General features: G+C 66.3%; 21 protein-coding genes and 2 pseudogenes. 12 read left to right on the top strand and 11 right to left on the bottom strand.

What is annotated here, in order from left to right; all coding sequences use genetic code 11:
- Nucleotides 1-84 precede the first annotated feature (84 nt).
- The 3 genes and pseudogenes from CWS39_RS02850 to CWS39_RS02840 form a co-directional block, all read left to right on the top strand.
- Nucleotides 85-1,230 carry a glycoside hydrolase family 3 N-terminal domain-containing protein gene (locus CWS39_RS02850; protein WP_102141386.1) on the top strand — a complete coding sequence of 382 codons (1,146 nt, stop codon included), beginning with the start codon at nucleotides 85-87 and terminating at the stop codon, nucleotides 1,228-1,230.
- A 34-nt stretch (nucleotides 1,231-1,264) separates the two neighbouring features.
- On the top strand, nucleotides 1,265-1,879 hold the full coding sequence (locus CWS39_RS02845; RefSeq protein WP_102141385.1) for a TetR/AcrR family transcriptional regulator: 615 nt from the start codon (nucleotides 1,265-1,267) through the stop codon (nucleotides 1,877-1,879).
- 144 nt (nucleotides 1,880-2,023) lie between these two features.
- Nucleotides 2,024-2,740, top strand: a pseudogene (locus CWS39_RS02840) (transposase); the annotation flags it as partial.
- A 99-nt stretch (nucleotides 2,741-2,839) separates the two neighbouring features.
- Here CWS39_RS02840 and CWS39_RS02835 read toward each other — a convergent pair.
- On the bottom strand, nucleotides 2,840-3,526 hold the full coding sequence (locus CWS39_RS02835) for a TetR/AcrR family transcriptional regulator (protein WP_102141384.1): 687 nt from the start codon (nucleotides 3,524-3,526) through the stop codon (nucleotides 2,840-2,842).
- A 63-nt stretch (nucleotides 3,527-3,589) separates the two neighbouring features.
- On the opposite strand from CWS39_RS02835, the gene CWS39_RS02830 reads away from it, so the two are divergent.
- Together CWS39_RS02830 and CWS39_RS02825 are read left to right on the top strand one after the other, a co-directional pair.
- Entirely contained in the window at nucleotides 3,590-4,291 is a 702-nt protein-coding gene (locus CWS39_RS02830) for an NAD(P)-dependent oxidoreductase (protein WP_233213331.1), read from the top strand.
- 7 nt (nucleotides 4,292-4,298) lie between these two features.
- A complete protein-coding gene (locus CWS39_RS02825) occupies nucleotides 4,299-5,057 on the top strand; it encodes a DUF4386 domain-containing protein (protein WP_306768703.1) in 759 nt (252 codons plus the stop codon).
- Here CWS39_RS02825 and CWS39_RS02820 read toward each other — a convergent pair.
- A complete protein-coding gene (locus CWS39_RS02820; RefSeq protein ID WP_199177932.1) occupies nucleotides 4,969-5,811 on the bottom strand; it encodes a MaoC/PaaZ C-terminal domain-containing protein in 843 nt (280 codons plus the stop codon). The genes CWS39_RS02825 and CWS39_RS02820 overlap by 89 nt on opposite strands.
- 1 nt (nucleotide 5,812) lies before the next feature.
- Nucleotides 5,813-7,165 carry a 3-oxoacyl-ACP reductase gene (locus CWS39_RS02815; RefSeq protein WP_102141380.1) on the bottom strand — a complete coding sequence of 451 codons (1,353 nt, stop codon included), beginning with the start codon at nucleotides 7,163-7,165 and terminating at the stop codon, nucleotides 5,813-5,815.
- A 46-nt stretch (nucleotides 7,166-7,211) separates the two neighbouring features.
- Between CWS39_RS02815 and CWS39_RS02810 the strand changes: the two genes are divergently transcribed.
- Both CWS39_RS02810 and CWS39_RS02805 read left to right on the top strand, forming a co-directional pair.
- Nucleotides 7,212-8,510: an acetyl-CoA C-acetyltransferase gene (locus CWS39_RS02810; protein WP_102141379.1), complete on the top strand. Its 1,299-nt coding sequence runs from the start codon at nucleotides 7,212-7,214 to the stop codon at nucleotides 8,508-8,510.
- Between the two features lie 321 nt (nucleotides 8,511-8,831).
- Nucleotides 8,832-9,290 (top strand): annotated as a pseudogene (locus CWS39_RS02805) (hypothetical protein); the annotation flags it as partial.
- A 135-nt stretch (nucleotides 9,291-9,425) separates the two neighbouring features.
- Here CWS39_RS02805 and CWS39_RS02800 read toward each other — a convergent pair.
- Nucleotides 9,426-11,261 carry an acyl-CoA dehydrogenase gene (locus CWS39_RS02800; RefSeq protein ID WP_102141377.1) on the bottom strand — a complete coding sequence of 612 codons (1,836 nt, stop codon included), beginning with the start codon at nucleotides 11,259-11,261 and terminating at the stop codon, nucleotides 9,426-9,428.
- 227 nt (nucleotides 11,262-11,488) lie between these two features.
- Between CWS39_RS02800 and CWS39_RS02795 the strand changes: the two genes are divergently transcribed.
- Nucleotides 11,489-12,571 carry an NAD(P)H-dependent amine dehydrogenase family protein gene (locus CWS39_RS02795; RefSeq protein ID WP_102141471.1) on the top strand — a complete coding sequence of 361 codons (1,083 nt, stop codon included), beginning with the start codon at nucleotides 11,489-11,491 and terminating at the stop codon, nucleotides 12,569-12,571.
- A 29-nt stretch (nucleotides 12,572-12,600) separates the two neighbouring features.
- Entirely contained in the window at nucleotides 12,601-13,086 is a 486-nt protein-coding gene (locus CWS39_RS02790) for a flavin reductase family protein (protein ID WP_102141470.1), read from the top strand.
- Between the two features lie 12 nt (nucleotides 13,087-13,098).
- Here CWS39_RS02790 and CWS39_RS29110 read toward each other — a convergent pair whose 3' ends face one another.
- The 5 genes from CWS39_RS29110 to CWS39_RS02770 are packed head-to-tail and all read right to left on the bottom strand — an operon-like array spanning nucleotide 13,099 to nucleotide 17,168.
- Complete coding sequence (locus CWS39_RS29110) at nucleotides 13,099-13,260, bottom strand: hypothetical protein (protein WP_199177930.1); 162 nt, start codon at nucleotides 13,258-13,260, stop codon at nucleotides 13,099-13,101.
- A gap of 51 nt (nucleotides 13,261-13,311) precedes the next feature.
- Nucleotides 13,312-14,061, bottom strand: a complete 750-nt coding sequence (locus CWS39_RS02785) for a succinate dehydrogenase/fumarate reductase iron-sulfur subunit (RefSeq protein ID WP_102141376.1) — start codon at nucleotides 14,059-14,061, stop codon at nucleotides 13,312-13,314.
- Nucleotides 14,062-15,978 carry a fumarate reductase/succinate dehydrogenase flavoprotein subunit gene (locus tag CWS39_RS02780; RefSeq protein ID WP_102141375.1) on the bottom strand — a complete coding sequence of 639 codons (1,917 nt, stop codon included), beginning with the start codon at nucleotides 15,976-15,978 and terminating at the stop codon, nucleotides 14,062-14,064.
- A 31-nt stretch (nucleotides 15,979-16,009) separates the two neighbouring features.
- Nucleotides 16,010-16,828 (bottom strand): hypothetical protein, encoded by an 819-nt coding sequence (locus CWS39_RS02775; RefSeq protein ID WP_102141374.1) that lies wholly within the window; start codon nucleotides 16,826-16,828, stop codon nucleotides 16,010-16,012.
- A 43-nt stretch (nucleotides 16,829-16,871) separates the two neighbouring features.
- Entirely contained in the window at nucleotides 16,872-17,168 is a 297-nt protein-coding gene (locus tag CWS39_RS02770) for a hypothetical protein (protein ID WP_102141373.1), read from the bottom strand.
- Nucleotides 17,169-17,280: 112 nt separating this feature from the next.
- Here CWS39_RS02770 and CWS39_RS02765 point away from each other — a divergent pair, with 112 nt between their 5' ends.
- Entirely contained in the window at nucleotides 17,281-18,039 is a 759-nt protein-coding gene (locus CWS39_RS02765; RefSeq protein ID WP_102141372.1) for an isocitrate lyase/PEP mutase family protein, read from the top strand.
- A gap of 223 nt (nucleotides 18,040-18,262) precedes the next feature.
- Here the strand turns inward: CWS39_RS02765 and CWS39_RS02760 are convergent, their stop codons facing one another.
- On the bottom strand, nucleotides 18,263-18,691 hold the full coding sequence (locus tag CWS39_RS02760; protein ID WP_102141371.1) for a hypothetical protein: 429 nt from the start codon (nucleotides 18,689-18,691) through the stop codon (nucleotides 18,263-18,265).
- A 138-nt stretch (nucleotides 18,692-18,829) separates the two neighbouring features.
- Here CWS39_RS02760 and nirB point away from each other — a divergent pair, with 138 nt between their 5' ends.
- Nucleotides 18,830-21,385: a nitrite reductase large subunit NirB gene (gene nirB, locus CWS39_RS02755; protein ID WP_102141370.1), complete on the top strand. Its 2,556-nt coding sequence runs from the start codon at nucleotides 18,830-18,832 to the stop codon at nucleotides 21,383-21,385.
- Nucleotides 21,382-21,780 (top strand): nitrite reductase small subunit NirD, encoded by a 399-nt coding sequence (gene nirD / locus CWS39_RS02750; protein WP_102141369.1) that lies wholly within the window; start codon nucleotides 21,382-21,384, stop codon nucleotides 21,778-21,780. Before nirB ends, nirD begins: the two co-directional genes overlap by 4 nt.
- On the opposite strand, the gene CWS39_RS02745 is transcribed toward nirD, so the two are convergent.
- The gene (locus tag CWS39_RS02745) at nucleotides 21,777-22,016 is read right to left on the bottom strand and encodes a Fur family transcriptional regulator (RefSeq protein WP_102141368.1); all 240 of its coding nucleotides are present in this window, start codon (nucleotides 22,014-22,016) and stop codon (nucleotides 21,777-21,779) included. The genes nirD and CWS39_RS02745 overlap by 4 nt on opposite strands.
- Nucleotides 22,017-22,195: the final 179 nt, after the last annotated feature.

Raw genomic sequence — 22,195 nt, 5'->3', positions numbered from 1 at the left:
CGCTCACCGCCCGGGAGGGACGATCTGTCGCCAGAATCCGGGGTGAGCCTGTGCTGACTCGCCGTCACATGACAGCATGGGCCGATGCCCCTGCCTCGTGTCCTTGGAACGCTCGCGGCCTTGTCCGGGCTGCTGCTCGCCTGCTCGCCCGCGACCCCCGCCCCTGCGCCGAGCTCCGAGCCGCCACAACCTGCGCCCGCCGCCACCCATATCCCGATACCCGCCGCCCCGGTGTGCGGGGACGTCACCACGATGTCGACGCGCGACAAGCTGGCCCAGCTGCTGATGGTCGGCGTCACCGGCGCCGCCGACGCGCGTGCGGTGGTGGCCACGCATCACGTCGGCGGCATCATGGTCGGCAGCTGGACGGATCTGTCGATGCTGACCGACGGGTCGCTGGCCGACATCTCCGGTTCGGCGGGCCCGCTTCCGCTGGCGGTCAGCGTCGACGAGGAAGGCGGCCGGGTGTCGCGGCTGGCCGGGCTGATCGGCGCGCAGCCGTCGCCGCGGCAGCTGGCGCAGACGCGCACTCCCGAAGAGGTGTACAGCATTGCGCTGGAACGCGGTCAGAAGATGCGCAACCTCGGTATCACCATTGACTTCGCGCCCGTCGTCGACGTCACCGGCGACAGCGCCGCGATCGGTGACCGGTCGTTCGGCGACGATCCCGCGACGGTCACCGATTACGCCGGCGCCTATGCGCGCGGGCTGCGCGACGCCGGGCTGCTGCCGGTGCTCAAACACTTCCCCGGCCACGGCCGTGCCTCCGGCGATTCCCACACCGGTGCCGTTGCGACCCCGTCGCTGGACGAGCTGCAGAATTCCGATCTGGTGCCGTACCGGACGCTGGCCGCGCAAGCGCCGGTCGGTGTGATGGTCGGGCACATGCAGGTGCCGGGGCTGACGGGTGCCGACCCGGCGAGCCTGAGCCCGGCCGCCTACGGCCTGCTGCGCTCGGGCAACTACGGAGGGCCGCCGTTCAACGGGCCGGTGTTCACCGACGACCTGTCGAGCATGCGGGCGATCTCCGACCGGTTCGGTGTCGCCGAGGCCGTGCTGCGGGGGCTGCAGGCCGGCGCCGACACCGCGCTGTGGATCACCACCGACGAGGTGCCTGCGGTGCTGGATCGCCTCGAGCAGGCGGTGGCCGCCGGGGAATTGTCGATGTCGCAGGTCGACGCGTCGGTACAGCGGATGGCCGCCGTCAAGGGCCCGAATCCGCGGTGCTGACGCCGATTCGTCACCCATTGCTTACCCTGAAGTAATGGCAGGTGGAACCAAGCGGCTGCCGCGTGCCGTCCGCGAGCAGCAGATGCTCGACGCCGCCGTCCAGATGTTCTCGGTCAACGGCTACCACGAGACGTCGATGGACGCGATCGCCGCGCAGGCCGAGATCTCCAAGCCGATGCTCTACCTGTACTACGGGTCGAAGGAGGAACTGTTCGGCGCGTGCCTGGATCGGGAGCTGACGCGGTTCGTCGACTCGGTGCGGGCCGACATCGACTTCACCCAGAGCCCGAAAGACCTGCTGCGCAACGCGGTGCTGTCGTTCCTCAACTACATCGACCGCAACCGGGCGTCGTGGATCGTGCTGTACAGCCAGGCCACCAGCTCGCAGGCCTTCGCCCACACTGTGCGCGAAGGTCGCGAGCGGATCATCGACCTGGTCGGCCGGCTACTGCGGGCCGGCACCCGAAACCCCGAGCCGGACACCGATTTCGACATGATGGCGGTCGCGCTGGTGGGCGCCGGTGAGGCCATCGCCACCCGCGTCAGTACCGGCGACGCCGACGTCAACGAGGCCGCCGAGCTGATGATCAACCTGTTCTGGCGCGGTCTGCGCGCGGCCACCCCGGCGGACAAGGCCGCGGCGGGCTAGACGGTATGGGGGGCTGGGGCCTCACTCACATGTGAACGTGGGTTGCCGACAGGAAACGGGTCCTGGCCGGTAGAGCCACAAGATGTGGGAGCCCCAGTGAAGGTTCAGCGTACGAGTGTTGGGTTGGATGTGCACGCACGATCGGTCGCGCGAGATCTGGTCCGGGCCCGCGAGGACTGCCGCGGGGATTTGATGACCGCACGACACCGGGTCTCGAAACTGCTGCTGCGCCAGGGAATCGTCTATTCCGGCGGACGAGCTTGGACCGGCAAGCACGAGCTGTGGCTGCGCGCCCAGAAGTTCGACAACTCGGCACTGCAGCTGAGCACGAGGCGGCCTTCGACGCGCGGCTGGCGTGTGTGGATCGGCGGAATCGTCGCGACGACGCGATTACCTCGATGGCCGCCGACAGTGAGTTCACCCCGATGGTGCACCGGCTGGGCTGCATCCGCGGCATCGCGACGTTGACCGCGTTCGGGTTGGCCGTCGAGATCGGCGACTGGGCACCGGTTGACCGGACGCAGCATCGGCGCCTATGTCGGGTTGGTGCCCAGCGAGTCGTCCACCGGAGAAAGCCGCACCCAGGGTGGAGTGACCAAGACCGGCAACGGACATGTTCGCCGCCTGCTGGTCGAAGCCGCCTGGCACCACCGCGGCCGGTATCGACCCGGAGCCGAAATGCGGCGTCGCTGGGATCTGGCTTCCCCAGCGGTGCGTGCCCGAGGACAAGCCGCGAACCGGCGCTTGCACTCGCGGTGGGTTGGCTTTGATGCTCGCAAGAAGCGTCCGGTGATCGCCAATGTGGCGATCGCGCGGGAACTGGCCGGCTGGTGTTGGTCGCTGGCAGTGATGCCCGACTGACCTCACCCACAATTGTCCAGATGATCAACGCGCCAGGGACGGCCCGACGACGGTCGCGGCCGCCGCTTCACCCTGCCCCTTGACAAACTGACCCACATATCAGTTCTGTGCCCAGCTTTCGCGCCGTCGCTCCAGTCCGTCGAGGATGAGGTCGAGTCCGATGTCGAATTCTTCGTCATACGCGTAGCCCGGTTTCAGGGCACGGTCGGCGATCATCTCGGTGAGATGCGGGAACTCGTCAGGGGTTAGCTGCTTCACGATCGAGCCCGCTACGTCCTCCAGCTCAGCGGATGATCGGAAGGGCAGGCTGAGCTCCTGGATCGTGAACCCGTAGGTGTAGCTATCGAGCACCGAGATCGCGTGTGCCGCACCAGCAATCGAGAAGCCGCCTGACCGGAGGCAACCGATGGCTGCGTTGTGGTGGCGCAGAGTCGCGGGACCCGGGTTCTGCCGAGAGTCCATCAGGCGGATCGCCCACGGGTGGCGGATCAGCGCATCGCGCAGCGAAACTGCGCGCCGACGCATCGCCATCCGCCAGTCGACGTCGTCCGGTGGGAACTCGATCTCACCGAAGACGATGTCCACCATGCCGTCGAGGATCATGTCCTTGCTGCGGAAATGGTGATAGAGCGACATGGACTCGACGCCGAGTCGGTCGCCGAGCCTGCGCATGCTCGGCACGTCGGTGCCGGCCTCGTCGGCCAGTGCGACCGCCGTCCGGAGCACCAACTCTTTGCTGAGCAGGTTGCGGCGGGCGGCGGGCTTGCCGGCTGGCTCCGAGTTCACACTTGACAACCTTACACTGCAAGGCAGTACCTTACGCCATAAGGCTAATGCAGAGGAGTGAATGTGGGCACAGGGAAGCGGATGTGCATCGTCGGTGCGTCCGGGAAGCTCGGGCGCTACATGGTGCAGCACGCATTGGACCGCGGGTATGAGGTCGTGGGCGTCTGCCGCGAGCAGAGCGTGACCAAACTCGCCGAGTTCGACGGCCGGATCACGGTGATCCCGGGAGCGACCGACGACAAAGCGGTGATCGCGCGGGCGGTGCGCGGATGCGATGCCGTGCTCACGGTGCTGGTGCCGTGGGGGGTAAACCACTACGCCTCCGGTACCGCCCAGGCGGTGCTCGACCACGCCGATCCCGGCGCCCGTCTGGTGTTCTCCTGTGGCTGGCACATCACCCGCGACGGCAAGGACGTCTATACACGCAAGTTCAAGCTGTACGCAGCCGTGTTCGGGCGGCTGGCCAAGCTTGCCCGAGTGGTCGACGTGGACGACCAGGTAGAGGCATGCCGGCGGATCTTCGCCAGTGATACGCGCTGGACGGTCGTACGCGGCAGCGATCTGGAGGAGGGCGACAGTCAGGGCCTGCCGGTGTGGAGCCGGCACGTGGGCGATCCCGTCCTCGCGAGCAACCTGACCCGCCGCGTGGACTATGCCCGTTTCATGGTCGAGGCGGTGGAGAACGACGCCCTCGTCCACGAGGCCCCCGCCATCGTCGGCCGGTTGACCCCGTCGGCCCTCGCTCACGCCGGTCGTCCGGCATGAACGCCCAATCTGTGTCCACCCCAAAGACACTCGCGAGGATCGCCGGCTGCTCTATCTAGCCGTCGCCGTGCTCACCATCTTCGCCGGGCTGGTGAACACGCGCATCGTCGAGTCAGGAAACGCATCGGCCACCGCCCACAACATTGAAACCTCGGCGACCCTGTTCCGGATCGGCTTCGTCAGCGAACTGGCAGGGGCTACGGCCTTTCTGTCGACGGCCTTGGTTCTGTACCTGTTGCTCAAACACGTCAACCAGATGGCCGCCGCCGCGATGGTCACCTTCGTCGCGGTCAGCGTCGCCATCCAAAGCCTGAACCTGCTCAACCAAAAGGCGGCGCTGGCGATCGCCACCGGCCAATACGCTTTCAGCGCACCAGATTCCGACCAGCTGATCCTGCTGTTCGCCGATATGCAACGCGACGGGTACCTCATCGCCCAGACGTACTTCGGCCTATGGCTACTGCCGCTGGGCTACCTGGTGGTCAAATCGGGCTATTTCCCCAAGGTGTTGGGCGTGCTGCTGGTGATCGGATGCTTCGGCCACCTCGTCGATGTGTTCGCTCGCTTCCTCGCCCCGGACTTCGGCGCCACCATCTCGCCGTTCGCCTTGACTTTTCCCGCGGTCGCAGAACTTTCGTTCATCGGGTGGCTCCTGGTGAAGGCGGTACGGGTTCCGACTACAGCGCCGTCACCGTGCCCATCAGATGCGGGTCGCCCTTGGTCAGGTGCCGCAGCGTCAGCTCCCAGCCGTCGGCCACCCGGTTGACGTACAGCCCGGCGTGCGCCGGTAGCACCACGGGTTTGGCGAACCGCACTGAATACTTCACCGCATCCGGCAGCTGGCCCTCGATGTTCGCCAACACCGCTGCCGCCGTGTACATCCCGTGCGCGATGACCGTCGGGAAGCCGAACAGCTTGGCCGCCAGCGGGTTGGTGTGGATCGGGTTGTGATCCCCGCCGACCGAGGCGTAGTGGCGGATCTGCCCGGGCGTGATGCGCAGCACCGCGTTCGGCGGGCCCAGCTTCGGCTGCTTGGCCGGCGGCGGTTTCGGCTCGTCGGACAGGCTGGTCCGCTGCTGGTGCAGGAATGTCGTCACCTGATGCCAGGCCTTTTCGCTGCCGACTTTCACGTCGGTCACGATGTCGACCAGCAGCCCGCGCCGGTGCTCCCGCAGATTCTCGGCATGTACAGCGACCCCGACGGTGTCGGTGACAAGGATCGGCCGGTACTGGGTGATGTGGTTCTCGACGTGCACCGAACCCATTGCGGCGAACGGAAAGTCGAAACCCGTCACCAATGCCATCACAGTGGGGAACGTCAGCGCGAACGGATACGTCAGCGGCACCGCATCGCCGAACCGCAAACCGGTGACGTGCGCGTACGCTGCCACGTTGGCCGGGTCGATGGTGAGGTCGTCGACGCTCAGGGTGCGGTCGGGCAGCGTGTCGCCGCGCGGGACGAACGGCAGCGCGCCCGCAGCGGCGCGGACCAGGTTGAGCATTCCAGACGGTTGTGACACGTCACGCCCCCAGCATGGCCTGGCCGCACACCCGAATGGTGTTGCCGGTGACCGCATTTGACGCCGGGCTCGCGAAGTACGCGATGGTCTCGGCGACGTCGACGGGCTGGCCGCCCTGGTACAGCGAATTGAGCCGGCGGCCGACCTCGCGGGTGGCCAGCGGGATCGCCTCGGTCATCTTGGTCTCGATGAATCCGGGCGCCACGGCGTTGATCGTGATGTTCTTCTCGGCCAGCTTCGGTGCCAGCGCCTCGGTCAGCCCGATCATGCCCGCCTTGGTGGCCGCGTAGTTGGTCTGGCCGCGGTTGCCTGCGATGCCGGCCATCGACGACAGCCCGATGACACGGCCCCCCTCTGCGATGGTGCCGTTACCCACCAGGCCTTCGGTAAGCCGAAGGGGCGCAAGCAGATTGACGGCCATCACGGCGTTCCAACGGGCCTCATCCATATTCGCCAGCAGCTTGTCGCGGGTGATGCCCGCGTTGTTGACCAGGATGTCCAGCCGCCCGCCGTGGTGCTCGCGGACATGCGCGGTGATGCGATCGACGGCGTCGTCGGCGGTCACGTCCAGCGTCAGCGCGGTGCCGCCGACCTTCTCGGCGACCTTGGTCAAATCCTCGGCGGCGCCCTCGACGTCGATCGCCACCACGGTCGCGCCGTCACGGGCGAACACCTCGGCGATCGTCGCGCCGATACCGCGCGCGGCGCCGGTCACCACGGCGATCTTGCCGTCCAGCGGTCGGTCCCAGTCGGCGGGCGGCGCGGAATCGGCCGCACCGACGCGGAATACCTGACCGTCGACGTACGCCGACTTGGCCGACAGGATGAACCGCATGGTGGACTCCAGGCCCGTCGCGGCCGGCTTCGCCGCGGGGGACAGGTACACCAGTCCCACCGTCGACCCGCGGCGCAGTTCCTTGCCCAGCGAGCGGGTGAAGCCCTCCAGCGCACGTTGCGCGATCCGCTCGTGTTCGCTGCCCGCCTCCTCCGGGGTGGTGCCGACGACGGCGATGCGCCCGCACGGGCCGAGGTTGCGCAGCAGCGGGGTGAAGAACTCGTAGAGGCCTTTGAGCCCAACGGGTTCGGTGATGCCGGTGGCGTCGAACACCAGGCCGCCGAACGAATCGGCCCAGCGCCCGCCGAGATTGTTGGACACCACGTCGTAGTCCTCGGCCAGCGCGCTGCGCAGCGGTTCGACGACGCGGCCCTCACCACCGATGAGCAGCGAGCCGGCCAGCGGCGGATCGCCGGGCCGGTAGCGGCGCAGTGTCTCGGGCTGCGGGACGCCGAGCTGTTTGGCGAGGAACGACCCTGGTGCGGAGTTGACGATTTGGGAGAACAGGTCGGTAGCCATGGGGACGAACTTACTCCAGAGTAAGAAGGGTGGGTACTATGGGGCCATGGCTAGTGATACCCGCCGAAGGGTCGCCGTTCTCGGCGGCAACAGAATTCCATTCGCGCGTTCGGACGGTGCGTACGCCAACGCCTCCAACCAGGACATGTTCACCGCGGCCCTGGACGGGCTTATCGACCGGTTCAACCTGTCCGGGGAGAAGCTCGGCGCGGTGATCGGCGGCGCGGTGCTCAAGCACAGCCGTGATTTCAACCTGATGCGCGAATGCGTGCTGGGCAGCGCGCTGTCGCCGTACACCCCGGCGTTCGACATCCAGCAGGCCTGCGGCACCGGGCTGCAGGCCACCATCGCCGCGGCAGATGGCGTCGCGTCGGGCCGCTACGAGGTGGCCGCCGCCGGCGGTGTGGACACCGCGTCGGACGCGCCCATCGCGTTCGGCAACGACCTGCGCCGAGTGCTGCTCGGGCTGCGCCGGTCCAAGTCCAACCTGGACCGGCTCAAGCTGGTCGGCAAGCTGCCGGCCGCGCTGGGCGTGGAGATCCCGGTGAACAGCGAGCCGCGCACCGGCCTGTCGATGGGCGAGCACGCCGCCATCACCGCCAAGGCGATGGGCATCAAACGCGTCGACCAGGACGAGCTCGCCGCGGCCAGCCACCGCAACATGGCGGCGGCCTACGACCGCGGCTTCTTCGACGACCTGGTGACGCCGTTCCTCGGCCTGTACCGCGACAACAACCTGCGCGCCGACTCGTCGCCCGAGAAGCTGGCTGCGCTCAAGCCGGTCTTCGGCGTCAAACAGGGCGACGCGACGATGACCGCCGGCAATTCCACGCCACTGACCGATGGCGCCTCGGTCGCGCTGTTGGCCACCGAGGAGTGGGCCAAGCAGCATTCGATCGAACCATTGGCCTACTACGTCGACGGCGAGACCGCCGCGGTCGACTACGTCAACGGCAAGGACGGCCTGTTGATGGCGCCGACGTATGCGGTGCCGCGGCTGCTGGCCCGAAATGGCTTGAGTCTGCAGGACTTCGACTTTTACGAGATCCACGAGGCGTTCGCGTCGGTGGTGCTGGCCCACCTGCAGGCGTGGGAGTCCGAGGAGTACTGCAAGGAGCGACTCGGGCTGGATGCCGCACTGGGCTCGATCGACCGAAGCAAGCTCAACGTCAACGGTTCGTCGCTGGCCGCGGGGCATCCGTTCGCCGCGACCGGCGGGCGGATCGTGGCGCAACTGGCCAAGCAGCTGGCCGAGAAGAAGAAAGAGACGGGCCAGCCGGTGCGGGGTCTGATCTCGATCTGCGCGGCCGGCGGCCAGGGCGTCGCGGCGATCCTCGAAGCCTGACGAAAAATCTTTCGGACTCTGTAACGGGCGATGGGGGTCGGCCGATACACGGATAGCTCCGTGTTGCCGTCTGACCCCCCGACCCGACGGCAACACGGGGCATCTTTCGATAGCCGCGAATTGGCCGTAATTGCCTCTGGCAAGAGGGGAGTCCGAGGCGTACGATCGATCGCACGACGGGTTCGGGAGTGACTGATCCAAAGAACCGGTAAAGAGTTGAAATACCGGTCGCGCGAGAAATAACGAGACGCACTCAGAGTGTCCTCCCGAACCCGCCTTTTTGTGCGCAGAGGCCTCTGATCCGCAGGGCAGACTTCGCACATGGAAGAACCTTTCATCGGCAGCGAAGCGCTCAAAGCCGGTGTATTGACGCGTCACGAACTGCGGACCCGCTTCGTTGCCGTGCACCACGATGTCTACGTCACCAAAGGCACCAGGCCCACGGCGGTGCTGCGGGCGAAGGCCTGCTGGTTGCGATCACGTCGCCGCGGTGTCCTTGCGGGATTCTCGGCCTCGGCGTTGCACGGCGCCCGATGGATCGACTCAAGGGTGCCCGCGTACATCATCGACAGCAATCGCCGGTCCGCTCGCGGGCCGACGCGTACCGCGGTAGATCTGGCGTGCAAGCTTCCGGAAGACGACGCGCTGGCCGCGATCGATGCGCTGGCCAGGGCGGCACGTTTGAAAGTGGCCGACATTGCTGTCGCGGCTGAGCAGCACCGCAGCCGTAGAGGGATCAAGCAGGCACGCGCCAGCATCGCGCTCGTCGACCCCGGCGCCGTCATCCGGGTCACCGCCCGCGACACCGAGGGCGGCGTTCTCAGCAGAGTCGCCAGAGCTTGGGCTTCGCGGGCAGAAGAACCACGACCAAGGCCCCTGCCTCCGAAGACGCAGGGGCCTTGAACGTGAAGCGGTTTAGAAGGCCGCCTCGTCGAGCTCCATGATCTCGTTGTCGATGGTCTCGATGACCTGACGGGTGCTGGTGAGCAGCGGCAGGAAGTTCTTCGCGAAGAACGACGCCACCGCGACCTTGCCCTCGTAGAAGGCGCGGTCGTCACCGCTGGCACCGGCGTCCAGCTTCTCGATGGCCACCGCGGCCTGCTGGGCCAGCAGCCAGCCGATGACCAGGTCGCCGACGCTCATCAGGAAGCGCACCGAACCCAGGCCGACCTTGTAGAGGTTCTTCGAATCCTCCTGCGCCGCCATCAGGTAGCCGGTCAGCGTGGCCGCCATCCCCTGCACGTCGGTCAGCGCGGTGGCCAGCAGCTCACGCTCGGTCTTCAGCCGGCCGTTGCCGGACTCGTTCTTCACGAACTGCTCGATCTGCCCGGCCACGTGCGCCAGCGCCTGGCCCTTGTCGCGGACGATCTTGCGGAAGAAGAAGTCCTGCGCCTGGATGGCGGTGGTGCCCTCGTAGAGCGAGTCGATCTTGGCGTCGCGGATGTACTGCTCGATCGGGTAGTCCTGCAGGAAGCCCGAACCGCCCAGCGTCTGCAGGCTTTCGGTCAGCTTCGCGTAGGCCTGCTCCGAGCCGACACCCTTGACGATCGGCAGCAGCAGGTCGTTGACCCGCTCCGCCAGCTCGGCGTCGACACCGTGCAGCGCCTTGGCGACCGCGGCGTCCTGGAACGTGCCGGTGTACATGTACAGAGCGCGCAGACCCTCGGCGTAGGCCTTCTGGGTCATCAGCGAGCGACGCACGTCGGGGTGATGCGTGATGGTCACCCGCGGCGCGGTCTTGTCGGTCATCTGCGTCATGTCGGCGCCCTGCACGCGCTCCTTGGCGTACTCGAGCGCGTTGAGGTAACCGGTCGACAGCGTGGCAATGGCCTTGGTGCCGACCATCATTCGGGCCTGCTCGATGACGTCGAACATCTGCGCGATGCCGTTGTGCACCTCGCCGACCAGCCAGCCCTTGGCGGGCACGTCGTGCTGACCGAAGGACAGCTCACAGGTGGCCGAAACCTTCAGGCCCATCTTGTGCTCGACGTTGGTGACGAACACACCGTTGCGCTCGCCCAGCTCGCCGGTCTCGAAATCGAACAGGAACTTCGGCACGAAGAACAGCGACAGCCCCTTGGTGCCCGGGCCTGCGCCCTCGGGCCGGGCCAGCACCAGGTGGAAGATGTTCTCGAACAGGTCGTCGGAGTCGGCCGAGGTGATGAATCGCTTCACACCCTCGATGTGCCAGGAGCCGTCCTCCTGCTTGACCGCCTTGGTGCGGCCGGCGCCGACGTCGGAACCCGCGTCGGGCTCGGTCAGCACCATGGTGGCGCCCCAGCCGCGCTCGGCGGCGATCTGCGCCCACTTCTTCTGCTCGTCGGTGGCCTGCTTGTAGAAGATGCTGGCGAACCCGGCGCCGCCGGCGTACATCCACACCGCGGGGTTGGCGCCGAGCAGGTGTTCGTGCAGCGCCCACACCAGCACCTTGGGCATCGGCATGCCGCCGAGCTCTTCCTCGATGCCGACTTTGTCCCAGCCGGCCTCGATGGTGGCCCGCACCGACTTCTTGAACGCCTCGGGCAGCGTCACCGAATGCGTCTTGGGGTCGAACGTCGGGGGATTGCGGTCACCCTCGGCGAACGATTCGGCGACCGGACCCTCAGCCAGCCGGCTCATCTCCGTGAGCATCTCGCGGGCGGTGTCCATGTCCAGATCGCTGTAGTCGCCCTCGCCAAGCGCCTTGTCGAGGCCGAACACCTCAAACAGGTTGAATACCTGGTCACGGACGTTGCTCTTGTAGTGGCTCACATTTCCTCCTCGATGAGCTGGCCACTTGCGGTTGGGTACCTACGAATAAGTTACCCACCAGTAACTGCGGCTAACTATACCGTCCGGTAACTTCAACGCAAAGCTAGTGTGAGCAATTTCTGCCAGCTAACCAACCGAGTGGTTGGCCGGAGCCTCGAATTAGCCGTTGAGCTGCGATTCCAGAGGCGTGTGACGATGGTCACGAGTGCCCGGATAGGGTGTTCAGCATGCGGCGTGTCGCGGTGTGGGGAACGGGAAATATGGGGTCCGCGGCAATCAGGTCCGCGGTGGCGTTTCCGGGGTTGCAGCTGACAGGGTTGATCACCTCGTCACCGGATAAGGCCGGCGAGGATGCGGCGACGTTCGCCGGGCTGGACCAGGCGACGGGTGTGGTGGCGACGACGGACGTCGACGCCGCTCTCTATGCATGCGACGCGGTGGCCTACATGGCCTCCGGGGACACCCGCCCCGATGACGCCGTCGCCGACATCGAGCGATGCCTGCGCGCGGGCGCCCACGTCGTCACCCCGGCGCTGTACTCCCTCTACGACCCGGCGTCCGCGCCGCCGGACTGGGTTGAGCGCCTGACCTCCGCCGCCGAGGCCGGCAATTCCACGCTGTTGGTCAGCGGCGTCGATCCGGGGTGGGCCAACGACGCGCTGGCCGTAATCGCCGCCGGGCTGTGCACGCGCATCCGCTCCATCCACTGCCAGGAGATCTTCGACTACTCCACGTACGACCAGCCGCACGCGGTGAAGGTGCTGTGCGGATTCGGGGGGTCGATGGACGAGGTGCCAATGATGCTGCTGCCGTCGATCCCGACGATGGTGTGGGGCGGCAACATCCGGCTGATCGGGCGCGGGCTGGGCCTGGAGATCGACGAGATCACCGAAGACGTGCAGCGGCTTGCGCTGGAGCAGGCGGTGGACACCGTGATGGGCCGCTTCGAGAAGGGCACGCAGGGCGCGTTCTGGCTGAAGATCATCGGCAAGGCCGGCGGCCGCGAGCGCATCGTCATCGACCACATCACCCGTATCCACCCGTCGTGTGCGCCGGACTGGCCGCAGCCCGACGAGGGCGTCGGCGACCATCGCGTCATCGTCGACGGCGATCCGCAGCTCACCATCGTCAGCCGCGCCGACGTTCCCGGCGGCACCCGCGCCGACGGCGGCAACACCACCGCGGCCAACCGGCTGCTCGGCGCCATCGAATGGTTGGCCACGCAGAAGCCAGGCATCTACGACGGTCTGGACGTACCGCTGCATCCCCCGCTGCCGCCCGAGGTCGAGGCGCAACGCTGGGCTGACTAGCTCGCCGAACGGGTGCGAAGATGAACTCGATGAGCCGCACCAATCTGAGCCCGTCGACGCTGCGGGAGGCCTTCGGACATTTCCCGTCCGGGGTGATCGCGATTGCCGCTGAAGTGGACGGCCAACGGGTGGGCCTGGCGGCCAGCACCTTCGTCCCGGTGTCGCTGGACCCACCGCTGGTGTCGTTCTGCGTACAGAACACCTCGGCGACCTGGCCGAAGCTCAAGGACCTGCCGTACCTCGGGATCAGCGTGCTCGGCGAGTCGCACGACGAGGCCGCCCGCGCATTGGCCGCCAAGACCGGCGACCGGTTCGCCGGGCTGCAGACAGTGTCAAACCAGCGAGGGGCGGTGTTCGTCGACGGCACCAGCGTCTGGCTGGAGAGCGCGGTCGAACAGCTGATCCCCGCCGGGGATCACACCATCGTCATTCTGCGGGTCAGCGATATCACCGTGCACTCCGATGTGCCGCCGATTGTGTTCCATCGCAGCACATTCCGCCGGCTGGGTGCCTAACCCGGTGCGCCGTTACGGACGCGCGCTGAGCTCTTCGCGATAACCCTGGATACGCTGCTCGATCTCCGCCGCGTCGTCCGGCCGTCCTTCTTTGCGTGCCAGCTCGGCACGTGCCGTCAGCTCCCGGATCGCGGTGCGAATGTCGTTGACGCTGTGGGGTTCTCCGATGCGCATTAGGCTGCCTTTCGTCGTTGATTGGCCGCTCTCTGCTGAGAGTACCCCCGCTCAGCGCCGGAATAACTTGTTCCCCAGCCACACCACCGGGTCGTATTTGCGGTCGGCCACGCGCTCCTTCATCGGGATCAACGCATTGTCGGTGATCTTGATGTGTTCGGGGCACACCTCGGTGCAGCACTTGGTGATGTTGCAGTAGCCCAGGCCGTGCTCGTCCTGGGCCATGTCCTTGCGATCGAGCGTGTCCAGCGGATGCATGTCGAGTTCGGCGATGCGCATCAAGAAGCGCGGACCGGCGAAGGCCTTCTTGTTCTCCTCATGGTCGCGGACCACATGGCAGACGTTCTGGCACAGGAAGCACTCGATGCACTTGCGGAACTCCTGCGACCGGTTGACGTCTTCCTGCATCATCCGGTACTCGCCGGGCTGCAGATCCTTCGGTGGCGTGAACGACGGGATCTCCCTGGCTTTTTCGTAGTTGAACGACACATCCGTAACCAGGTCGCGAATCACCGGGAAGGTGCGCAGCGGCGTCACAGTGACGGTTTCGGCCGGATCGAAGGTCGACATCCGCGTCATGCACAGCAGTCGCGGCCGCCCGTTGATCTCCGCCGAACACGATCCGCACTTGCCGGCCTTGCAGTTCCACCGCACGGCCAGATCGGGGCTCTGAGTCTGCTGGAGCCGGTGGATGATGTCGAGCACCACCTCGCCCTCGTTGACCTCGACGGTGAAATCCTGCAAGCCGCCGCCGGACTCGTCGCCGCGCCACACCCGCATGTTCGCGTTGTAGGTTGCCATTTACTTTCTCCGTCCGGGGTGGTCGGCCAGCTCGGCGTCGGTGTAGTACTTGCTCAGCTCTTCGATGTCGAACAGCTCGAGCAGGTCCGGTCGCATCGGCACCTGCTCCTCCCTGGTGATGCTGACGTCGGGCACCACCGGATCGTCGCCTTCGGCGCGGCACACCAGCAGGCTGTTGCGCCAGTTGGCGTCCATCTGCGGGTAGTCGTCGCGGGTGTGCCCGCCACGGCTCTCGGTGCGGGTCAGCGCCGCCTTGGCGACGCACTCGCTGACCAGCAGCATGTTGCGCATGTCGATGGCCAGGTGCCAGCCCGGGTTGAAGTGCCGCCCGCCCTCGACCTTGACGTTCTTGTAGCGCTGGCGCAGCTCCTCGAGCTTGGCGAGCGCCTCTTGGATCTCCTCTTCCTTGCGGATGATGCCGACCAGGTCGTTCATCGTGTCCTGCAGGTCGAGCTGCAGCGTGTACGGGTTCTCCGGCTCGACGCCGTCGCCCGGTCCGTCGAATGGGGCAAGCGCCATCTGCGTGGCCGCCTCGACCGCATGCTCGTGCACCTTCGGCCGATCCGGAAGCGCCCGCACGTAGTCGGCGGCGCCCAGCCCGGCGCGTCGGCCGAACACCAGCAGGTCGGAGAGCGAGTTGCCGCCCAGCCGGTTCGAGCCGTGCATACCGCCCGCGCACTCCCCGGCGGCGAACAGGCCGGGCGTCTTCGCCGCGCCGGTGTCCGGGTCGACCTCGATGCCGCCCATGATGTAGTGGCAGGTCGGTCCGACCTCCATGTCGTCCTTGGTGATGTCGACCTCGGCCAGCTCCATGAACTGGTGGTACATCGACGGCAGCCGGCGCTTGATCTCCTCGACGGGCATGCGTGACGCGATGTCGAGGTAGACGCCGCCGTGCGGGGTGCCCCGGCCGGCCTTCACCTCGGCGTTGATGGCGCGCGCGACCTCGTCGCGGGGCAGCAGGTCAGGGGTGCGTCGCGCCGAGTCGTTGTCCTTGAGCCACTGATCGGCTTCTTCTTCGGTTTCGGCGTACTGGCCCTTGAACACCTCGGGGATGTAGTCGAACATGAACCGCTTGCCCTCGGAGTTCTTCAGCACGCCGCCGTCGCCGCGCACGCCCTCGGTGACGAGGATGCCCTTGACGCTGGGCGGCCAGACCATGCCCGTCGGGTGGAACTGAATGAACTCCATGTTGATCAGCGTCGAGCCGGCCCGCAGCGCCAGCGCGTGCCCGTCGCCGGTGTACTCCCAGGAGTTCGACGACACCTTGAAGCTCTTGCCGATGCCACCCGTCGCGAGGACCACCGCGGGCGCGTCGAACAGGATGAAATTGCCGGTCTCGCGCCAGTAGCCGAACGCGCCGGCGATCTTGTCATCGTCTTTGATCAGCTCGGTGATCGTGCACTCGTGGAAGACCTTGATGCGGGCCTCGTAGTCACCGAGTTCGGCCTTGTCCTCCTGCTGCAGCGAGACGATCTTCTGCTGCATGGTGCGGATGATCTCCAGGCCGGTGCGGTCGCCGACGTGGGCCAGCCGCGGATAGGTGTGCCCGCCGAAGTTGCGCTGGCTGATCCTGCCGTCCTTGGTGCGGTCAAACAGCGCGCCGTAGGTCTCCAGCTCCCACACCCGGTCGGGGGCTTCCTGCGCGTGCAGTTCGGCCATCCGCCAGTTGTTGAGGAACTTGCCGCCGCGCATCGTGTCGGCGAAGTGGATCTGCCAGGTGTCCTTCGGGTTGGCGTTCTTCATCGACGCTGCGCAGCCGCCCTCGGCCATCACGGTGTGCGCCTTGCCGAACAGCGACTTGCAGACCACCGCGACGCGCAGGCCCCGTTCCCGGGCCTCGATGACCGCGCGCAGTCCCGCCCCGCCGGCACCGATGACGACAACGTCGTATTCGTGCCGTTCGAGTTCAGCCATGTATTAACCTCACTACTAATGAATTAGCTTGCTAGCCAATGAATCTCAGGTCTGAGATGGTGCCACTCGCGACAAGCATGATGTAGAAGTCGGTGAGCACCAGGGTGCCCAGCGTGATCCACGCGAACAGCATGTGGCGGGTGTTGAGCTTGCTGACCTGGGTCCACATCCAGTAGCGCACCGGGTGTTTGGAGAAGTGCTTGAGCCGGCCGCCCACCACGTGCCGGCAGGAGTGGCAGGACACCGTGTAGATCCACAGCAGGATCACGTTGGCCACCAAAATGACGTTGCCCAAACCGAATCCGAAGCCGGACGGCGAGTGGAAGGCGAGGATCGCATCGTAGGTGTTGATCACCGAGATGATGACTGCCGCGTAGAAGAAGTAGCGGTGCAGGTTCTGCATGATCAGCGGCAGGCGCGTCTCACCGGTGTATGTCGAATGAGGCTCGGCCACAGCGCATCCCGGCGGCGACTGCCACACCGAGCGGTAGTAGGCCTTGCGGTAGTAGTAGCAGGTGAGGCGGAAGGCTAATAGGAACGGCAGTGACAGCGCCGCGTACGGCAGCCACCACACATCGGGCAGGAACTGGCCGAAGTGGCTGGCTTCGGGTGTGCAGCCGGTGCTGACGCACGGCGAGTAGAACGGCGTCAGGTAGTGGTAGTCCGCCACCCAGTAGGCGCTGCCCCAGAACGCCCGGATGGTGGCGTAGATGACGAAGGCGGCCAGGCCGAGGTTGGTCCATAGAGTGGGCATCCACCACCGGTCGGTGCGTAGTGTGCGCTGCGGGATTTGAGCCCGGGTCGGCGAGAAGACGCCGGTGGCAGGACGGTCAGCGGTGGGTGCGCTCACGGTTCCCTTTCTTGCGGTTCAGTTGTCGCAGACGAGGCTGGCCCTAGCGCAATCCGCCCAGGCCCTCGTCGCCGGCGTCTTGCCAGAAGTCGGTGGAATACTCGGTTTCGGGGATCGCGATCTTCTCACCGCTGGTCTGGTGACGGGTGACCCCGCGCGAGAGCTCCAGCTCCTCGGCATCGATATCGAGGCGGTCGATGTCGTTGAGGATGCGCTCGGCGTCGTTGACAATCCGGCGCATTGCATAGGTGTCCCCGTAGCGCGATGCCAGCGACGTCACGCACCGGCGCAGGTCACCGATAACCTTGTGCAGCTCGGCAAATTCGGTTGTGGTGGACATTCGACCTCCTTGGGCTGAAGGGTGTCTGGGATCACAGTACGACACCCGATGCTAGCCACAGCACTGAGATAGCAGTGAGACAGATCACGTCCGCGAAATGGGAGGTTGCACGATGTCCAAGCAGGTTCTGCAGGAAAGGGCGACGACGCTGCTGGCGTTACACCAGCCCGGCAACCCTGTCGTGCTGCCCACGGTCTGGGATGCGTGGTCAGCAAAGCTGGCCGTGGACGCGGGTTTCGCCGCGTTGACCGTCGGCAGCCACCCGGTGGCGGATTCGATGGGCAAGCCGGACAACGAGGGCATGACGTTCGACGAGCTGCTCACCCGCGTCGCGCAGATCACCGCCGCGGTGGACGTGCCGGTGTCGGTGGACACCGAATCCGGTTACGAGCAGGCGCCGAAGCGGCTCATCGACGGCCTGCTGGGTGTGGGCGCGGTGGGGATGAACATCGAGGACACCGTGCACGGCGAGGGCGGACGGTTGCGGTCGTCGTCCGAGCACGCCGAGCTGGTGGGCGCGTTGCGGGCGGCGGCCGACGTCGCCGGCGTGCACGTCGTGATCAACGCGCGCACGGATCTGTTCCTGCGCCGCGACGGCGATGACGCCGACCGTGTCGAGCGGGCGATCGCACGGCTGACCGAATGCGCGCGGGCCGGTGCGGACGTGCTGTATCCGGTGGGCCGTCACGATCCGGAGACCTTGCGGCGCTTGGCGTCTGAACTGCCGCTGCCGATCAATGCGATCGCGGCGCCCGAAGCCGCCGATCCGGCGTCGTTCGGGCCCTTGGGCGTGGCCCGCATCAGCTTCGGCCCGTTTCTGCAGTTCGCTCTCGGCGAGCGGGCCCGCGAGATCCTGGCGCGCTGGGTTTAACGCGAGACTGTCGTTACCGAGGCCTCCATTCGAAAAACGTCTCGGCAACTACAGTCTCGCGGAGTTTCTAGACGATCAGCGCTGGCCGGCCGGTCGAGTGTGCGGTCACCGCGTCCAGTGTGTATCCACTGTGCGGATCCTCGCTCAGTCGCGCAGCCTGCTCACACTCGCCGCGGTGAGCGCACACTCGGTGAGACGGGCGCCGCGAGACTAGAAGACGAGACTAGAAGAACTGGCCCTTGACAAACCCGGCGAGCAGCACCGCGAAGCCGCCGATCTCGCCGATGATCAGCGCGCTCATCGCAATATGCGTTGTGGCATCGGTCTTTTCGAATTGATTGGTGGTGTCGCGGCGGATGCCGTGCACGATGTAGTCGGCGATGGCGAAGACGAAGAAGAACACCAGCACCATCGCCGCAGTCAGGTTCAGCCACGTCGGCCACGCACTGAGTTCGACAAACGCCGCGATCAGCAGCGTGGCAAACGAGTACAGCAGCGCCGCGCGGTGCGCGATGTCCACATACGGGTGGGCGAGGTGGTTCTCGCTCGTCGCCATCTGGCGGTACTTCCACACGCCGAGACACAGCGCGAGCAGGAAGACGAGCCCCGCCGCGAGCAGGGTGATCCGGGTGTCGATCCCGAGTGTGAGCATCGTCGCAGCACCCTACCCCGGCGCCTTTTACGAGGTGAAAGGCGGCTCACAGCTGCCTCGGCGCGGCCGTGAGGACACCGTGATGTCGGGTTCACACGAGGCGACATTGCGGCAATATCGGCTGCTTAACCTCGGCGCATGGCATCAGTCAGGAACGTCGTGGTCGTCGGGCACGGCATGGTCGGCCACCGGTTCACCGAAGCGTTGCGATCGCGCGACGCCGATGGTGCGTGGCGGGTGACGGTGTTGGCCGAGGAGGCCGACGCCGCGTATGACCGCGTCGGCCTGACCGGCTACACCGAACATTGGGACCGCGCCCAGCTGGCACTGCCGGGCAACGACTACGACGGCGACGACCTGGTCGACCTCCGGCTCGGCAGCCGCGTCACCGAAATCGACCGGGCGGCAAAGACGGTGAAGACGGCCGACGGTCAGCGCATCGCGTACGACGCGCTGGTGCTGGCCACCGGCTCCTATGCATTCGTCCCGCCGGTGCCCGGCCATGACCTGCCGAATTGCCACGTCTACCGCACGCTGGACGACCTCGACAACATCCGGGCCGACGTGCAGCGCACGCTCGATGCGGGCCGGGCGAAGGTCGGTGTGGTCATCGGCGGCGGCCTGCTCGGGCTGGAAGCGGCGAATGCCCTGCGCCAGTTCGGCTTACAAGCCCACATCGTGGAACGCGCCCCCCGCCTGATGAACCAGCAGGTCGACGAGGCCGGTGGCGCACTGCTGGGCCGGATGATCGGCGAGCTCGGCATCGAGGTGCACCTTGACGTCGGCACCGACTCGATCGAGCCCGTCGAACATCCCGACGGCGGCACCTCCGTGCGCGTGATTCTCGGCGACGGCACGCCGATTGAGGCCGGGCTGGTGATCTTTGCGGCGGGCGTGCGTCCGCGCGACGAGCTGGCCCGCGAAGCCGGCCTCGAGGTGGCCGAACGCGGCGGTGTGCTCACCGACTTGTCGTGCACCACAAGCGATCCGAATATCTTCGCGGTCGGTGAGGTGGCCGCCATCGAGGGCCGCTGCTACGGCTTGGTGGGTCCCGGCTACACCAGCGCCGAGGTGGTCGCGGACCGGCTGCTCGGCGGTGCCGCCGAGTTTCCCGAGGCCGACCTGTCGACCAAGCTCAAACTGCTGGGTGTCGACGTGGCGAGCTTCGGCGACGCGATGGGCCGCACCCCGAACTGCCTCGAGGTCGTCGTCAATGACGCCGTCAACCAGACCTACGCCAAGCTGGTGCTCTCCGATGACGCCAAGACGCTGCTCGGCGGCATCCTGGTCGGTGATGCCTCCAGCTACGGCGTGCTGCGGCCGATGGTCGGCGAAGAGTTGCCCGGCGACCCGCTGGCGCTCATTGCCCCGGCCGGAAGCGATTCCGGCACAGCGCAACTCGGTGTCGGCGCGTTGCCGGCAGCCGCCCAGATCTGCTCGTGCAACAACGTGACCAAGGGCGACCTGTGCGACGCCATCGCGGGCGGTTGCACCGACGTGGCCGGGCTGAAGTCCTGCACCAAAGCCGGCACGTCGTGCGGGTCCTGCGTGCCGCTGCTCAAGCAGCTGCTGGAAGCCGAGGGCGTCGAACAGTCGAAGGCGTTGTGCGAGCACTTCTCCCAGTCGCGTGCCGAGCTGTTCGAGATCATCAGCGCCACCTCGATCCGGACCTTCTCGGGTCTGCTGGAGCGCTTCGGCACCGGAAAGGGTTGCGACATCTGCAAACCCGCGGTTGCGTCGATCCTGGCGTCCACCAGCTCGGAGCACATCCTCGACGGCGAGATGGCGTCGCTGCAGGACTCCAACGACCACTTCCTGGCCAACATCCAGAAGAACGGCAGCTACTCGGTGGTGCCGCGGTCACCGGGCGGGGAGATCACCCCCGAGCAGCTGATCCTGATCGGAGAGATCGCAAGGGATTTCAACCTGTACACCAAGATCACCGGCGGTCAGCGCATCGACATGTTCGGTGCCCGCGTCGATCAGCTGCCGGAGATCTGGCGCCGGCTCGTCGAGGGCGGCATGGAATCCGGCCACGCCTACGGTAAGGCGCTGCGCACGGTGAAGAGCTGCGTCGGCAGCACGTGGTGCCGCTACGGCCAACAGGATTCCGTCGACATGGCGGTCACCATCGAGAAGCGCTACCGCGGCCTGCGTGCCCCGCACAAGATCAAGATGGCGGTCTCGGGGTGTGCCCGTGAATGCGCGGAGGCGCAGAGCAAGGACGTCGGCGTCATTGCCACCGAGCAGGGCTGGAACCTCTACGTGTGCGGCAACGGCGGCATGTCGCCGCGGCACGCCCAGCTGCTGGCCAGCGACCTCGACGACGAGACGCTGATCCGCTACATCGACCGGTTCCTGATGTTCTACATCCGCACCGCCGACCGCCTGCAGCGCACCGCGCCGTGGCTGGAGGCGATGGAGGGCGGCCTGGAGCACTTGCGCGACGTGGTGTGCAACGACTCGCTCGGCCTGGCCGCCGAGTTCGAAGAGGCCATCGAACGCCACGTCGCCGGTTACTCGTGCGAATGGAAGGGCGTGCTCGACGATCCGAACAAGCTGGCGCGGTTCGTCTCGTTCGTCAACGCTCCCGATGTCGATGACCCGACCGTGACGTTCACCGAACGCGCCGGCCGCAGAGTTCCGGTGCCGATCGGCATGCCCAAGGTACGACCGCTTCAGGAGGCGAAATGACACTGCTCGACGATCGCAAAGACGTTTACCGCCACCAGCTTTCGGATTGGACGACGGCATGCAGGTATGACTTTCTGATCCCGAATCGCGGGGTGGCCGTGCTGCTGCCCGACGGTTCACAGGCCGCACTGTTCCGCCTTGACGACGGCTCTCTGCGTGCGGTCGGAAATATCGACCCGTTCTCCGGTGCGGCGGTGATCTCACGCGGCATCGTGGGCGACCGCGGCGGACGGGCCACCGTGCAATCGCCGATCAAGAAGCAGGCCTTCGCATTCGACGACGGCAGCTGCCTCGACGACCCGGCGGTGTCGATCCCGGTGTACCGGACGCGGGTCACTCCGGCGGGCTTCGTCCAGATCGCGCCCGTCGCAATCGAAGACGCCGCCGCGGCCTAACTCTTCGCTTTCGGCGATTTCGTCGCCGCCAACGTCCAGTGCACGTGGCGTCCGGAGTTCCTCTGACGACGCACCTGCCCGCGGCGCTCCAACACCGTCAAACCGCGGTAGACCGCTTCGATGACCACGCCGTCCCCGATGTGCTCACGCAGTTCTGCCGTGGTCATCGAGCGCCGGGCCTTTTGTAGCGCCTCGAGCAACTGCAGGCGTAGCCGCTCCGCTGGGGTATCAGTCATTTCTCGCGTCAGCCAAAGTCGGGTAAACAGCTAGCAAAAGATAGCTGAGTACAGTAAGGATCGTTACGTGAACCTACCATGACCGACTTTTATCGGCGAAGCATACAACCGCTATTACCTGGCGACAAGCGCTTACAGCAATGTGAACAATAGCTGAACGACGGCCAAAATCGACAGTG

The organism is Mycobacterium hubeiense (genome assembly GCF_002838065.1).
Classification (GTDB): domain Bacteria; phylum Actinomycetota; class Actinomycetes; order Mycobacteriales; family Mycobacteriaceae; genus Mycobacterium; species Mycobacterium hubeiense.
The sequence above is the reverse complement of the archived record's forward strand: the minus strand, read 5'-3'. Positions and strand labels throughout refer to the sequence as shown.